We start from the raw sequence: 14,278 nt of genomic DNA, 5'->3' as shown, positions 1-14,278 counted from the left end.
GCAATAACTAAAACTCGGTGAACGCGGTTGTGCAGGGGTAGACGGGCCGGGTCGTGCTGACGAACGATAGGGCGTCGGGACCGAGTCCGGGAGCGGAGGCCGAATGACCGCGGTGGGGCCGCTGGATGCGATGTTCCTGCTCGGTGAGAGCCGGGAACAACCCATGCACGTCGGCGGGCTGATGCTGTTCGAGCTGCCGGAAGGGGCCGGGCGCGATCACGTGTTCCCCGAGGGGACGCGAGATTTCGTGTCGCGGCTCTACCACGACATCCTGGACGCGCCCACGGTGAATCCGGTCTTCTCGCGGCGCGTGCGGAACCGGGCGCTCGACCTCGGCTACTGGTCCTGGGAGCAGGACGACGCCATCGACCTCGAGTATCACGTCCGCCTGTCCGGACTGGCTCGTCCCGGGCGGTTCCGGGAGCTGTTCGAGCTCACCAGCCGCCTGCACGGCACTTTGCTGGACCGCCATCGCCCGCTCTGGGAGATCCACCTGATCGAGGGTGTCCAGGGGCGCCGGTTCGGCGTCTACAGCAAGATCCACCACTCGATGATCGACGGCGTCACCGCACTCCGCTGGATGCAGGACACGCTCACCACCGACCCGACCATGACGGACATGCCGGCCACCTACGCCCTGCCCGTTCGCCCCGGTACGGCGCCGCCCACCTCTGCAGGTGGTGTGCCGACGGCGGCCGAGCTGCTCGCCGCGGTCGGCCGGACGCCCGGACGTGCGCTGGGCGGCGCCACGAGCGCTGTCGGCGGAGCTGCCCGGCTGCTCGCGGACCTGGCCGGGCTGACACCGGTCGGGGTCAGGAGTCTGCTGCAGGAGCACTCCACCGTCGCGTTCAAGGCACCGCGGACGATCTTCAACCAGGGAATCACCGGCGCGCGCCGGTTCGCCGCGCAGTCGTGGCCGATCGAGCGGCTGGAGAAGGTCCGCGCGATCACCGGCGCGACGCTGAACGACGTACTGCTCGCCATGTGTTCAGGTGCCCTGCGCAACTATCTGCTCGAGCAGAACGCCTTACCCGACAAGCCTTTGACGGCCATGGTTCCAGTCTCGCTCAGAGGGAAGGATGACCGGGGCGGTGGGGCGGGGAAGGAATCCAATACAGCACCGGGCGGCGGTAACGCGTTGTCCACGTTGATCGCTGACCTTGCGACCGACGAGGCTGACCCCGAGCGGCGGATCAAACGGATCACCGCCTCCACGACGTACAGCAAGGGCGTGCTGTCCGGGCTCAGCCCGTTGCAGAACCTGATGGTCGGTGCGCTCGGCTTCGCCGTCGCCGGCCCGTCCGCGGTTCTTCCGGGCGTCGCCGGCCTCACCAACCCGCCGTACAACCTGGTCATCTCCAACGTGCCCGGCCCGGCCGAGAGCCCCCTGTACTGGAACCGCTCCCGCCTGCTCGGCATGTATCCGGCGAGCATCGTGATGAACGGCCAGGCGCTGAACATCAGCGTCACCAGCTACGACCACCAGCTCCACTTCGGCCTGGTCGGCTGCCGCCGGACCGTCCCCCACCTACAGCGTCTGCTCGCCCACCTCGAGACCTCCCTGTCCGAGCTGGAGAACATCCACTAGAGCAGCGGCCTGCTCGCCGAGCAGGCGGAAGCCGCAGGCAGCGGCGATCGCTGCAGCCTGTACGGCGGCCTCGATCGCGGCCGCCTGCTCGCCGATCGCCTGCCGGGCGCCGGACAGCGTGATCAAAGCCTCGGATTCGAGGTACGGGTAGGCCCCGCGCGCGATCGTGAGGCTGGTCTCGATCCACTGCACGGCGGCGGGAGCGTCGCCGAGGGCGAGCTGGACCTGGGCGATCGTCACGGCAGTCTTGGCCTGGGCGGCCGGGTCATAGATGGCGACCGCGATTTCGTAGGCCCGTAGAGCGGCCTGCAGCGCGGCCGGTCCGTCACCGCGCTGGGCGTACAACCTGGCCAACTCGTCCAGCGTCGACAGCTCGCCGCGAGGGTACGAACGGCGGTGGTGGGCATCCAGTACGTCGCTCAGCAGCGCGGCCGCGTGGTCGACCTCGCCCAACTGCCGGACCGCGCTCGCCAGATTCCCCCGGATGGTGAGAGTCGCCAGTTCGGGCCCGGTATCGCTGACCTGCAGGGCAGCCCCGAACAGGTCGGCTGCCTCCTGGAGCTCGCCCTGATACAGCCGGGTCATCCCGAGACTGTTGAGTACGACGGCGCGCAGGTGGTCCTGCTGTTCGTCCTCGACCAGCTCGAGCGCGCGCCGGATCCACCGGTCGGCCTCGGCGAGTTCGCCCCGCAAGAGCTGAAGCCATCCGATCAGGTGGGCCAGGTAGCCGGCGGCTGCGGTCCAGCCGATGGCCACCGCGATGGCCTGACCGGTCAGACCGTCGGACAGCGCCTCCTCGTCCCGTCCGATGGCTCCGACCGCCCAGCTGCGGTTGATCAGCATCGCCACTCGGGCGGCATCGTCCCCGGCCGTTTCGGCGGCCGCCAGTGCGGCGTCTACTGCCGGTAGCCAGCCGTCGATATCCCGCCGGAGCAGGAAGTATCCCCGGAGCTGGTCGACGATTCGCCAGGCCAACGACCGATCGTCGGAGTGGGCTGTGTTCTTCACCACCACCAGCAGAGCCGGGACCTCCGCGTCGAGCCAGTCGAGCGCATCGGCCCGCGACCCGAAGAAGGTCTCCGGTGCGGGGTGGGCAGCGAGCCGCACGAGTTCCGGGTGTACGAGGTCCATCGCGGCCGTCGCCGCCTCGACGTACCAGGCATGCAATCGCGTTCGCGCAGTCGTGGCCTCGGCGTCCTCGGCGAGCAGCCGGCGCGAGTAGAGGCCGAGCAGGTCGTGGAACCGGAAGCGGTTCTTCGTGTGCTGCAACAGCATGTTCGCCTCGAGCAGGACCTCCAGCACCCGATCGGCCGCGGCGGCCGGGATCCCGAGCAGAACACCGGCGCTCTCGGCGCTGAAGTCGTCGCCAGGATGCAGGCTGCACAGCCGGAACGCGCGCTGAGCGTCGGCGCTCAGGTCTGCATAGCTCAGGTCGAAACTGCTGAGGACGCTGGACTCGCCCAGGCTGAGCTCGGTGAGCCTTCTATTGCCGTCCTCCAGCCGGTGGGCCAGATCGGCAACTGTCCACTGCCGCCGAGTGGCCAGCCGGGCGCCGGCGATCCGCAGTGCGAGGGGGAGCCGGGCGCAGGCTTCCGCCAGGGCGCTCACGCCCGGCTGATCGCCGTCGAGCCGTCGTGTTCCTGCGGTGGCCGCGATCAGCCGGACCGCGTCGTCATGGGGGAGAGGCTCAAGATCCACGGCATGGGTGGTGGCGAGGTCCGGTAGTCGCCGTCGACAGGTGACGATCACGTCGCTGTCGCCGGCGCCCGGGAGCAGCGGCCGGATCTGAGCCGCGTCCTGGGCATTGTCGAGCAGGATCAGCATCCGGCGGTCCGCGAGTTCACTGCGGAGTAGAGCGGCCGCTTCGGCTGGTTCGGTTCCGATTCGACGTCCTGGTACGCCGAGTGCGCGCAGAAAGCGGCCGAGGATCTGGAGCGGCTCGGGGGCGACCGCGTCGGCGCCACGCAGGTCGGCGTACAGCTGGCCGTCCGGATACTGCGCGCGGAGACGATGCGCGGCGGTCAGGGCCAGGGCAGTCTTGCCGACCCCGGCGATCCCGCTGATCAAGACCACTCGGGACGAGAGCGCACCGGGCCGGCCGAGCGCCGTACAGATGGTGGCGAGCTCTTCCGCGCGCCCGATGAAGTCCGGCGGTGCGGACGGCGTCTGCTGAACGACTGCGCGTTCTGGTGGCGCCGATGGTCCCGGTCGGAGCACCTCGATATGAGCGGTGCGGAGCCCTTCGCCGGGGTCGACGCCGAGCTGGCTGGCGAGTGACGACCGGACCCGGTCGTAGGTCGCGAGCGCCTCGGCCTGCCGGTCCGCGGCGGCGAGGGTCCGGATCAGCTCGACGTGCAGCGGCTCGTCGAGCTCGCGCTGCCCGGCCAGGTCTCGCAGGGCTCGTAGCGCCTGCTCCGGTTCACCGAGGTCACGTGCCAACCCGGCCAGGTCGCGGACGGCAGCGGCGTACTCGTTGGAGATCGCGACGTAGAGCGGGCTGGTGTCGATCACCTCGACATCGATAGCGCCGCGCCACAGCTCCACCGCTTCAGTAAGCTTGCCCAAGGCAACTTCAGGATCATCCCGTACGGCGTCGGTCGTGAGAGCGCGGAACGCCAGCAGATCAAGGCTTTCGGCGTCCACCGCCAACCGGTAGCCGGATGGGCTCCCGACGATCACCTCGGGGGCGGGACCGCCGGTCTCGAGTAGTCGCCGCAACCTGGCAACGCGGGTCTGCAAGAGGTTCGCCGCGTTCTGCGGAACGTCGTTCGGCCAGAGGAGATCGATCAGTTCGGCCAGACTCACCGTCGTACCGGCCGCGAGGGCAAGCCTGGCCAGCAAGATCCGTTGCGGACCGGCGCCGATGGGGACGGGGACCTCGCCATGCCAAACGTCGAGCGGGCCGAGCACACGAATGCGCAGCGGCCCGTCGACGTCGGTCTTAGGGGTCACGGCTCGGCCTGCTTTGGCGGTTGCCCGGAGCCTTTCGGCGTCCTCACCGTTCAGGGCCAGGGCGGTGGTGATGGCCTCGATGGAGTCCGGCTTCGGGCCACGGCTTCGGCCCTGTTCCAGGTCGCGGATTGCGCCGGTACTGAGGCCGGCCAGGTCTGCGAGCTCCCGCTGAGTCTTGCCCGCGTCCTGGCGCAGACTGCGCAACAACGCACCGAAGCCGTTCTCCCGGGGCGTGGGCACAACCAGCATCCTACGCAACACAGGAGGTCTGGGCAGCTCGGCTGCCCAGACCTATCGGGTGCTCAGGCGCAAGGCCCGTTGACCCACTGGTGCGACCTGAGCAGCTCCGGGCTGACGAAGTTCCCGCGGGCACCGCGCGGAGTGCAGCCGGCGGTGTTGCGGTAGCCGGTCTGTGAGTAGTAGCGAACGCCGGTCAAGCTGGTGTTGGTCCCGTTGTTGCGGACCGACTTCGGCTTGACGTCGTCGGCCCAGGAACAGACACCCGGGGCGGCCAGCCAGTTGGTGTCGTTTCCGGACCAGTGGCAAATGGCTCCGGTTCCGCTCAGGCCGGAGTAGAAACAGATATCGCCGCTGGCGCAGCTCCAGGCGGCTACGAGCTCCTGCTTCTGCTCGTCCCACGCCTGACCGGTCTGCGCGGCGACCTGCACCATCTCCATGGTGGTGGGCTTCTTCTCGATGGGTGCGGCGCTGGCCGGCGCGGACACCGCCAGCACGGTCGCAACGGCTCCCAGGACGGCGATCAGTGATTTCTTGTAAGGGTTCATGTGCCCGACGCTACGAACTGCGATCGCCGTGGCACTGTCCGTACTACACCCGTACCTAGGGCAGCAGTGCGTCCATCTGGCCGACGGAGACTGTCAGGCCCTCGTCCATGCCCATGCTCATCAATTGCTCCATCTGCTCGCTGGTGTCGAAGATCGCTCGCAGCTCCATTCGCGTGCCGCCGTCGTACGGGCTCAGGTTCATCGTGGTGGTGCCCGTCGGCATCGTGGCGTCCGGCTTGCCCTCGGCGTTCCCGAACCCGTCGATGAACTCCAGCGACTTCGGCTCGTCGACGGCGGTCATCCGCCACCAGGCGTGGTGCTTGTCGCCCTCGGGGCCCGTCATGAAGTAGGTGACCTGGCCGCCCGGCGTCAGGTCGTGCTCGACGACAGTCGCCGTGTACGGCGCCGGGCCCCACCACTGCTCGAGCTTGCGCGGGTCGGCCCACAGCTCCCAGACCTGCTCGGTGGTGGCACTGAACTCCGCCACCAGGGTCAGGGTCAGTGCTTCCAGGTCCTTGTCAACGCTCTTCACGCTCATGGGTATCGCCTTTCGGTTCGTTCAAGAGATCGGTCATCCGGTCGACGCGAGCGCGCCAGACCGCTTCGAGCTGGTCGATCGCCGCGCGGGCCTGCCGGACGGCTTCGACATCGGTCCGCACGAGCTGCTCCCGTCCGCTGCGTTCCTTGGTCACCAGCCCGGCCTGTTCCAGGACGGCGACGTGCTTCTGCACGGCCGCGAAGCTCATCGAGTACTTCTCGGCGAGCCGGGACACGGAGGACTCGCTGACCAGGCAGCGACGCACGATGTCGCGCCGCGTGCCGTCGGACAACGCGTGCAGCAATCGATCCACAACTTCTTCACGTACAACCATTTGGTTGTACGTTAGGCCAACGGAAGAACCGGGTCAAGGCCAAGGGAAAATCAGATCCGTACGACGCCCGTCGGGGTCTCGAACTGGGCCGCGATCAGGCCGGGCTGGCCGTTCGGGCCGGCCCACCGCACGTCCAGGTCGTCGAGCAGGTGGTCGGCGGGGTGACCGATCCAGTCGGTGACGCGGATCGGGTCGCCGGCGATCTCCAGCGCGGTCAGGCGCAGGTCCTTGCCGCCCACCGACGGGTGCTGGGTGAGGTCGTCCCAGTGGATGAAGAACGGCAGTTGCGGGTCGGCGATCAGGCCTTTCACGCCGATCTGCCGCCAGGTCAGGTTCACCCCGTCGGGGCGGTGCCGGTTACCGGGGACGGACTCGCGGCCGAGCCGCTTCTCCATCCGGGCCATATCCGGGATCGCGACCACCCAGCCGAGCCAGCCGCCGCCGAGCTCCTTGCGGGCCCGGACCGCCTGACCGAACGGCGCCTTGTCGGATGCCGGGTGGTCGAGCACGTCCACGACCTCGATGTACCGGTCGTTGTCCAGCGGCAGGATGTAGTTGATCGTCCCGAACCGCGGGTGCACGCCGCCGTCGACGAACTCGGCTCCGAGCAGCGCGGACAGCCGCCGCACAGTCGCCAAACACCCATCGGGGCCGGCCGCGTACGACAAATGATCCAGACGCATGCCAGCATTCTTGCCCCAAATCCCGCCGATAGTGGGGGATCTGCGTGTCGTTCAGCGCGAAGCCGGGTGCGGCAGCAGCGGGCGCGCCGCCTCCAGACGCTGCTTGCAGAGGTCGGCCAGGATGTCGTAGGCCTTGAGACCCATCAGCGTCTGCAGCTCGACCTTGCTCGACTCGAAGACCGCCTCGACGGCGATGTGCGCCTCGGTGTTGCCGGTGCAGTACCAGTTCAGGTCGTGACCGCCGGGGCCCCAGCCGCGCCGGTCGTACTCACCGATGCCGACCTCCGTGTACGACGTACCGTCGGGGCGCTCCACCTCGCGGAACGTCCGGCGGATCGGCAGCTGCCAGCAGACGTCGGGCTTGGTCTCGACGAAGTGCACGCCCTTCTTCAGCGCCAGGCCGTGCAGCGAGCAGCCGCCCGTACCGCCGTTGAAACCGGGGCGGTTCAGGAAGATGCAGGCGCCCTCCCAGACCCGGGTCTTGCGGTCGCCGTCGTCGTCGGTCTCGACCCAGCCGTTCCGCTTGCCCTCCTTGCGGAACTGCCAGTCCTCCTTGGTCAGCTCCTTCACGTACTCCTTGACGCGGTTCTCGTCCTCGTCGTCGGAGAAGTGCGCGCCGAGCGTGCAGCAGCCGTCGTTCGGCCGGCCCTTGTAGATGCCGGCACAACCACCGCCGAAGATGCAGGACCAGTTCGACGTCAGCCAGGTCAGGTCACAGCGGAACACCTGATCCGGATCGTCAGGATCGGTGAACTCCACCCACGCACGGGGAAAATCAAGAGAAACCTCAGGCACTCGTGAAGCGTACGCGCCTGTTGCCGCGAACTGCGAACGGCAACTCCGAAACAACTGATACACCTGGAGTGAAGTACTTTGTGAGGTATGCGGCTCGGCGTACTCGACGTAGGTTCCAACACCGTCCACCTGCTCGTGGTGGATGCGCACCGCGGTGCCGCGCCGCTCCCGGCGTACTCGCACAAAACGGAGTTGCGGCTGGCCGAGCACCTGGACAAGGACGGCCGGATCGCGGACGAGGGTGCCGACGAGCTGGTCTCGTTCATCTCCGAGGCCGCCGAGCTGGCCGAGGACAAGGGCTGTGAATCGGTGATGGCGTTCGCGACCTCCGCGCTGCGCGAGGCGCCGAACGGCGAGAAGGTGCTGGCGCGGGTGCGCGCCGAGACCACGGTCGACCTGCAGGTGCTGAGCGGTGTGGACGAGGCGCGGCTGACGTTCCTCGCCGTACGGCGTTGGTTCGGCTGGTCGTCGGGGCGGCTCGCGGTGTTCGACATCGGCGGCGGCTCGCTGGAGATCGCGGCCGGGTCCGACGAGGAGCCGACGGTCGCGGTGTCGGTGCCGCTCGGCGCCGGGCGGCTGACCCGCGAGGGCGTGCACCAGGACCCGCCGGACAAGGACGAGATCCGTGCCCTGCGCAAACGGATCCGGATGGAGATGGCCGCGGTGGCCGGCGGCGTACTGCGGGCCGGCAAGCCGCAGCGTGCGGTTGCCACCAGCAAGACCTTCCGGTCGCTGGCCCGGATCTGTGGCGCGGCCCCGTCCGACGACGGGCCGTACGTGCCGCGGTCGCTGAGTCGTGACGACCTGGCCGAGTGGACCCCCAAGCTGATCAAGATGTCGTCGGCCGAGCGCGCTGCCCTGCCCGGAGTATCGGCCGGCCGGTCGTCGCAGCTGGTCGCCGGTGCGCTGGTCGCGGACGCGGTGATGGACCTGTTCGACCTGTCAGCCCTTGAGGTCTGTCCGTGGGCGCTGCGCGAAGGCGTCATTCTGTCCGAGCTCGACCAGCTGCAGCCCCGGTGAGCCCGATGCCCGCCCCTGCCAAAATTGGTCTGTCCACTGCCTCGGTCTACCCCGAGACGACCGCGAGCTGCTTCGAGCTGGCTTCCCGGCTCGGGTACGACGGCGTCGAGGTGATGGTCGGTATCGACCCGCTCAGCACTCAGATCGACGCGATCCAGCGGCTGGTCGACTACCACCAGCTGCCCGTGCTGGCGATTCACGCGCCCTGTCTGCTCATCACCCAGCGAGTCTGGGGGACCGATCCGTGGGAGAAGCTGGAGCGTTCCGCCGCAGCGGCGAACGACCTGGGCGCGGACGTCGTCGTCGTACATCCGCCGTTCCGTTGGCAGCGTGACTACGCCCGCGGTTTCGTCGAGGGGATCGCGCGGCTCGAGGCCGAGACCGGCGTGATCTTCGCGGTCGAGAACATGTACCCGTGGCGCGCGCCGGGCAAGGGCCTGCAGGCGTACGCGCCGAGCTGGGACCCGACCGAGCAGACCTACGCGCACACCACCCTCGACCTGTCGCACTCGTCGACGGCTGAGCAGGACTGTGTCGAGCTCGCGGCGGCGATGGGCCGGACGCTCAAGCACGTCCACCTCACCGACGGGACGGGCTCGGCCAAGGACGAGCACCTGGTGCCCGGCCGCGGTACGCAGCGGGCCGCCGATCTGTTGACCACCCTGGCCAATCAGGACTTCCGCGGGCACATCATCATCGAGATCAACACCCGCCGGTCGACCAGCCGCTCCGAGCGTGAGGTCGATCTGATCGAGTCGCTGGAGTTCACGAAGAAGCACTTCGTGAGCGACAAACAGAGCTTCCGCGGTAGTCGGCGGTCGCCGTTCGCGGTCACCCCGGAGGGGGAGATCTCGGAGCTGACTCCGTGACACCCCGCCGTACGACGGAGGCGCCCGCTGCTCGTGGTCCCGGGCGGCGTCCGGGCGGGCCGGATACCCGCGGCGAGATCCTCGGCGCGGCCCGGAAGTCCTTTGCGGACAAGGGATTCACGGCCACCTCGATCCGTGCGGTCGCGCGTGAGGCCGGGGTCGACGCGGCGCTGGTGCACCACTACTTCGCCAGCAAGGACGAGCTGTTCATCGAGGCGATGGCGCTGCCGGTCGACCCGCGCGAGATCGCGGCCGAGGTGCTCGGTGGTCCGCGCGACGACATCGGCCGGCGGATCGCGACCGTGTTCCTCGGGGTGTGGGAGTCGCCGGACGGGCAGCAGCGGATGCGGGCGATCTTCCGCAGCATGGTCGGGAGTGAAGAGGTCGCCCGGGTGATGCGCGAGGGCATCACCCAGCTGATCCTGCAGCCGGTCTCCAAGGCGCTGGACGTTCCCGACGCGGCCATCCGGGTGAGCTTGGTGGCCTCGCAGCTGATCGGGCTGGCGATGGTCCGCTACCTGATCGAGCTGGAGCCGATCGCCTCGGTCGACCAGCAGATCCTGATCGACCGCCTTGCACCGGTGCTGCAGCACCACCTCACCGGGTGATCCCGACCGAACGCGACATCCTCGCCGTACACAAGGATGCGGCGCCTTCCCGGGAGGCGTTCGAGCTGGTCTACGAGCACTGCCAGATCGTGTGCTCAGTGGCCTCGCAGTTCTTGGCCGGTCTCGACGTCGATGGTGATCTGGTCCGGGCCGGCGCGTTGCTGCACGACGTCGGCGTGTATCGGGTCGGGACGACGGCCTACGTTCGGCATGGGGTTCTCGGCCATGAATTGCTGGCAGGGCTTGGGTTTTCGGAGAGGATCTGCCGGTTCGCGTCCCATCACACGGGCGTCGGAATCACGAAGGACGACGTACTGGAGCAGGGCTTGCCGATCCCGGTGGCGGACTATCTGCCGGGGAGTCGGGAGGAGGAGTTGGTGATGTATGCCGACAAGTTCCACAGCAAGCGCACGCCGCCGGTGTTCGTGAGCGGCGACAGCTACGAGGCGATCGTCAGCCGGTGGGGTGTCGAGAAGGCCGAGATCTTCGCGGACCTCCGACGCCGGTACGGCGACCCGCTGCTGGACGAGTTGAGCGCCTCGACGGGACACGCTGTGGTCTGAGAGGGCGTCTGGAAACCCCACACCTACTGCGCTGCACTCGGCACGGCACCTCGCCGCACTGGTGCAAAGGCAACGATGGAAAAACATCGATGCCTCCGCCCCAGCGCACCGAGCTACCGCACCGAGCACATGCTCGCTACGGCGTGGAGTTCCCAGACGCCCTCTGAGAGGGCGTCTGGAAACCCCACACCTACTGCGCTGCACTCGGCACGGCACCTCGCCGCACTGGTGCAAAGGCAACGATGGAAAAACATCGATGCCTCCGCCCCAGCGCACCGAGCTACCGCACCGAGCACATGCTCGCTACGGCGTGGAGTTCCCAGACGCCCTCTGAGGTGTTGCCAAGCCGGCGGTCTCGGTGGGTTAATTCATCACATGGTGACAAACGCGGTGGGTTGCCGGGATGTCGTGGTGGTGCGCGGCGAGCGGGAGGTCCTGCACGGGGTGAGCTTCGACCTGCGGGCCGGGTCGGTGACCGGGCTGCTCGGGCCGTCGGGGTGCGGGAAGACGACGCTGATCCGGGCGATCGTCGGGCTGCAGGCGCGCGTGACCGGTTCGGTGTCGGTGCTCGGGTCGCCGGCGGGTTCGAAGGGTTTGCGCGGGCGGATCGGGTACGTGACCCAGGAACCCAGTGTGTACGGCGATCTGACGGTCGTGGAGAACCTGCGGTTCTTCGCGTCGGTGCTCGGGACCGGGGCAGACGACGTACAGCGGGTTGTTGATGCGGTGGACCTGCGGTCGCATGCCGACGTACGGGTCGATCGGTTGTCTGGTGGGCAGCGGTCGCGGGCGTCGCTGGCGGCTGCGCTGCTGGGGTCGCCGGAGTTGCTGGTGCTGGACGAGCCGACGGTCGGGCTGGATCCGGTCCTGCGGCGGGACCTCTGGGAGCTGTTTCATCGGCTGGCGGCGGATGGAGCGACGCTGCTGGTGTCCAGTCATGTGATGGACGAGGCGGTCCGCTGTGATCGGTTGTTGCTGATGCGGGACGGCGAGTTGTTGGCGGACGAGACGCCGCAGGCTTTGCTGGATTCCGTTGGCACACAGGATATTGAGCAGGCGTTCTTGACGCTGATCGAGCGGAAGGCGGCGACCCGATGACGTTGCGGGTGACGTTCGCGATCGCGGGCCGGGTGCTCGCGCAGTTGCGCCGGGATCATCGGACGGTCGCGATGCTGATCGTGCTGCCGGCCCTGCTGGTCACGCTGATGTGGTGGATGTTCCACGATTCACCGGCGACCTTCGATCGCATCGGCGGGCCGCTGCTGGCGGTGTTCCCGGCGATCATCATGTTCATCGTGACTTCGGTGGCGACATTGCGGGAGCGGTCGAGCGGGACGCTATCGCGCCTGTTCACGCTGCCGATGGGCAAGCTGGACTTCCTGCTCGGGTACGCCGTCGCGTTCGCGCTGATCGCGGTGGTCCAGGCGCTCGTGGTGGTCTCGATCGCCTTGTATGCCTTGGATCTGGATATCGTGGGTGCTGCTTGGCAGCTTGGTGTGGTCGCGGTCCTCGACGGTGTGCTCGGTACGGCGCTCGGTCTGTTCGCGAGTGCGTTCGCGGCGACCGAGTTCCAGGCTGTGCAGATGATGCCGGCCGTGATGATCCCACAGCTCCTGCTGTGCGGACTACTGGTTCCGCGGGACCACCTCCCCGGCGTACTGCATGCCGTCAGCAACGTTCTGCCGTTGTCCTACGCCGTCGACGCCGTCGTCGGAGTTGCCCAGGGCAACAGTCCGGCGGTCGAGATCCTGGTCGTGCTGGCCTTCATCGTGGCGGCGCTCGGACTCGGCGCCGCCACCCTCAAACGCCGTACCGCCTGAGTCCTTCGATCTGAGAAACGCCGGCCCGGGAGATCCCGGGCCGGCGCGATGATCAGCCCTCGGGGTAGAGCTTGGTGAGGAGCTTGCCGTCCTTGTCGTACGCCCGGACCGTCAGCTTGTCCTTGGTGGTGTGCGGAGTCTCGTCCAGTGCGGTGAAGGCGAACCAGCCGTCCTTCACCGGTGCGTCGTACTTGGGTCCGGATCCGATCTGCACCACGATCTTCGCCGTTGCCACCGGTGCCCGGCCCCAGCCCTTGGGCAGGGACTTTCCGCAGACCTCGCCCTCGCAGTTCGTGCCCTCGGGGAGGATCGTGGCCATGTCCTTGCCGAAGGTGCCGTCAGGCCACTGCACCCGCGGGTAGTCGGTGCCGAGATCGTCGAGTTTGAGGGCGTAGATTCCCCAGCCGGATCCAGTGGCCGGCGACCCACCGGTCGCCAGCTCGCAAGCCACCGCGGTGCGGCCGGAGGGTGAGACCGCGATCAGCTGGCCGCGGCGGAAGCCCTTGATGTCGCCGCCGGGCTCCAGCCGGTCGGAGACCACGATGTTCCACTTCGTCATGTCGACCCACGCGTCCACCGAGCAGTTCCGAAGTTGTCCCTGCGGGGTCGTCGGGAGCGGATCCGCCTCCGCGGCGGCGACGAGGGCAGCCGACGGCTTGTCCCCGCCGGGAATCGTGCAGCTCCAGACCGTGGTGTCCTTGTTCTTCTCATCCCAGGTCATGACGACCTTGCCGCCGCCGCGGGCCCCGCCCTTGATGTCGTACATCGTCGAGCGTGCGGACCGGAATCCGTTCTGCGCGAACAGGTGCTTCTTCTGCGGGCCGTACCGGAGGTCGCACCGGCGTTCGGCCTCCTTCTGATCGAGCCGCTGGCCAGCGCCTTCCTCACCGCGCGGTACGCCGGGGACCGGGCTGAAGTCCGAGTTCTCGGTACCGGCGACGCCCGGCTCCTGGTTCGCGGAGCTGATGTTGGGGATCAGGGTGGCGGCGAGGGCGATGGCGGCGACGCCGGCGATCCCGCCGCCGGCGCCGAGGAACCGGCGGCGACGCAGGCCGCCGCGGCCACGGGTGAGTACCGCGTTGGTGTCGAAGTCGGTCAGCGGCTCGGCGTCGGCGAGCCGGTGCAGCTCGGTGCTGACCTCGGGGTCGTTGTTCATCAGATTCTCCTTCACAGCGCCGGGCTCGTCCGTCGCATGGCCTTGCGGAGAGTTTCGAGACCGCGAGCCGCCTGGCTCTTCACGGTGCCTTCCGAACATCCGAGGGCCTCGGCGGTCTGCTCGACCGACAGGTCCTCGTAGTACCGAAGGACGACACAAGCTCGTTGCCGTGGGCCCAGCGCCCGCAGGGCGTCGAGGACCTGGTCGCGATCCGCATGCCCGGCCGCGAAGTCGCCGGCCGCCTGCTGCTCGGGCAGCACCGCGGTCGTCACTTCCCGGCGCCAGGGCCGCCGGCCGCCGTCGTACGCGGTGTTGACGACCATCCGCCGTGCGTAGGCGAACGGATTGCCGGTCCGGCTGATCTTCGGCCAGTGCAGGTACAGCTTGTACAGCGCGTCCTGCACGATGTCGTCGGCCTTGTGTCGGTCGCCACTGATCAGGTACGCCGTTCTTCGCAGCGACGGATTGGCCGTCTCCACGAACTCGACGAACGACTGGTCCCGCTCGCTCATCCGTGCCTCCCACTCTCCATGTCCACCACAAGACGGAAAGCGGGTTCACCCGGGT

Annotated in this window: 15 protein-coding genes; 7 read left to right on the top strand and 8 right to left on the bottom strand. The window is 68.3% G+C overall.

All coding sequences use genetic code 11. The features are described 5' to 3' along the window. Positions 1-103 precede the first annotated feature (103 nt). Entirely contained in the window at positions 104-1,588 is a 1,485-nt protein-coding gene (locus tag OG474_RS12555) for a WS/DGAT/MGAT family O-acyltransferase (protein WP_405062433.1), read from the top strand. Here the strand turns inward: OG474_RS12555 and OG474_RS12550 are convergent. The 6 genes from OG474_RS12550 to OG474_RS12525 form a co-directional block, all read right to left on the bottom strand. Further along, positions 1,529-4,780 carry a BTAD domain-containing putative transcriptional regulator gene (locus tag OG474_RS12550; protein ID WP_405062432.1) on the bottom strand — a complete coding sequence of 1,084 codons (3,252 nt, stop codon included), beginning with the start codon at positions 4,778-4,780 and terminating at the stop codon, positions 1,529-1,531. The two genes, OG474_RS12555 and OG474_RS12550, sit on opposite strands and share 60 nt — an antisense overlap. A 62-nt stretch (positions 4,781-4,842) precedes the next feature. After that, a complete protein-coding gene (locus tag OG474_RS12545; protein ID WP_405062431.1) occupies positions 4,843-5,325 on the bottom strand; it encodes a peptidase inhibitor family I36 protein in 483 nt (160 codons plus the stop codon). 55 nt (positions 5,326-5,380) lie between these two features. Beyond that, the gene (locus OG474_RS12540; RefSeq protein ID WP_405062430.1) at positions 5,381-5,863 is read right to left on the bottom strand and encodes an SRPBCC domain-containing protein; all 483 of its coding nucleotides are present in this window, start codon (positions 5,861-5,863) and stop codon (positions 5,381-5,383) included. Next, positions 5,844-6,197 (bottom strand): ArsR/SmtB family transcription factor, encoded by a 354-nt coding sequence (locus OG474_RS12535; RefSeq protein ID WP_405062429.1) that lies wholly within the window; start codon positions 6,195-6,197, stop codon positions 5,844-5,846. The genes OG474_RS12540 and OG474_RS12535 overlap by 20 nt, the downstream gene beginning before the upstream one ends. A 50-nt stretch (positions 6,198-6,247) precedes the next feature. Continuing rightward, complete coding sequence (locus OG474_RS12530) at positions 6,248-6,880, bottom strand: VOC family protein (RefSeq protein WP_405062428.1); 633 nt, start codon at positions 6,878-6,880, stop codon at positions 6,248-6,250. 51 nt (positions 6,881-6,931) lie between these two features. Then, a complete protein-coding gene (locus OG474_RS12525) occupies positions 6,932-7,675 on the bottom strand; it encodes a hypothetical protein (protein ID WP_405062427.1) in 744 nt (247 codons plus the stop codon). A gap of 87 nt (positions 7,676-7,762) precedes the next feature. On the opposite strand from OG474_RS12525, the gene OG474_RS12520 reads away from it, so the two are divergent. The 6 genes from OG474_RS12520 to OG474_RS12495 all read left to right on the top strand — a co-directional run bounded on the left by OG474_RS12520 (position 7,763) and on the right by OG474_RS12495 (position 12,555). Further along, a complete protein-coding gene (locus OG474_RS12520) occupies positions 7,763-8,695 on the top strand; it encodes a Ppx/GppA family phosphatase (protein WP_405062426.1) in 933 nt (310 codons plus the stop codon). A gap of 5 nt (positions 8,696-8,700) precedes the next feature. Further along, positions 8,701-9,564: a sugar phosphate isomerase/epimerase family protein gene (locus tag OG474_RS12515; RefSeq protein WP_405062425.1), complete on the top strand. Its 864-nt coding sequence runs from the start codon at positions 8,701-8,703 to the stop codon at positions 9,562-9,564. Then, on the top strand, positions 9,561-10,172 hold the full coding sequence (locus OG474_RS12510; RefSeq protein ID WP_405062424.1) for a TetR family transcriptional regulator: 612 nt from the start codon (positions 9,561-9,563) through the stop codon (positions 10,170-10,172). Before OG474_RS12515 ends, OG474_RS12510 begins: the two co-directional genes overlap by 4 nt. Next, positions 10,169-10,735 carry an HD domain-containing protein gene (locus tag OG474_RS12505; protein ID WP_405062423.1) on the top strand — a complete coding sequence of 189 codons (567 nt, stop codon included), beginning with the start codon at positions 10,169-10,171 and terminating at the stop codon, positions 10,733-10,735. Before OG474_RS12510 ends, OG474_RS12505 begins: the two co-directional genes overlap by 4 nt. Before the next feature lie 375 nt (positions 10,736-11,110). After that, the gene (locus OG474_RS12500) at positions 11,111-11,833 is read left to right on the top strand and encodes an ABC transporter ATP-binding protein (RefSeq protein WP_405062422.1); all 723 of its coding nucleotides are present in this window, start codon (positions 11,111-11,113) and stop codon (positions 11,831-11,833) included. Then, a complete protein-coding gene (locus OG474_RS12495; RefSeq protein WP_405062421.1) occupies positions 11,830-12,555 on the top strand; it encodes an ABC transporter permease in 726 nt (241 codons plus the stop codon). The genes OG474_RS12500 and OG474_RS12495 overlap by 4 nt, the downstream gene beginning before the upstream one ends. A 52-nt stretch (positions 12,556-12,607) precedes the next feature. Here OG474_RS12495 and OG474_RS12490 read toward each other — a convergent pair whose 3' ends face one another. Further along, a complete protein-coding gene (locus OG474_RS12490) occupies positions 12,608-13,711 on the bottom strand; it encodes a hypothetical protein (RefSeq protein ID WP_405062420.1) in 1,104 nt (367 codons plus the stop codon). Positions 13,712-13,722: 11 nt separating this feature from the next. Next, positions 13,723-14,223 (bottom strand): SigE family RNA polymerase sigma factor, encoded by a 501-nt coding sequence (locus OG474_RS12485; protein ID WP_405062419.1) that lies wholly within the window; start codon positions 14,221-14,223, stop codon positions 13,723-13,725. Between the last annotated feature and the right edge of the window lie 55 nt (positions 14,224-14,278).

The sequence above is a fragment of the Kribbella sp. NBC_01505 genome (assembly GCF_045040285.1).
Classification (GTDB): Bacteria; Actinomycetota; Actinomycetes; order Propionibacteriales; family Kribbellaceae; genus Kribbella.
Note: the sequence above shows the minus strand (reverse complement) of the source record. Positions and strands in the feature narration are given on the sequence as shown.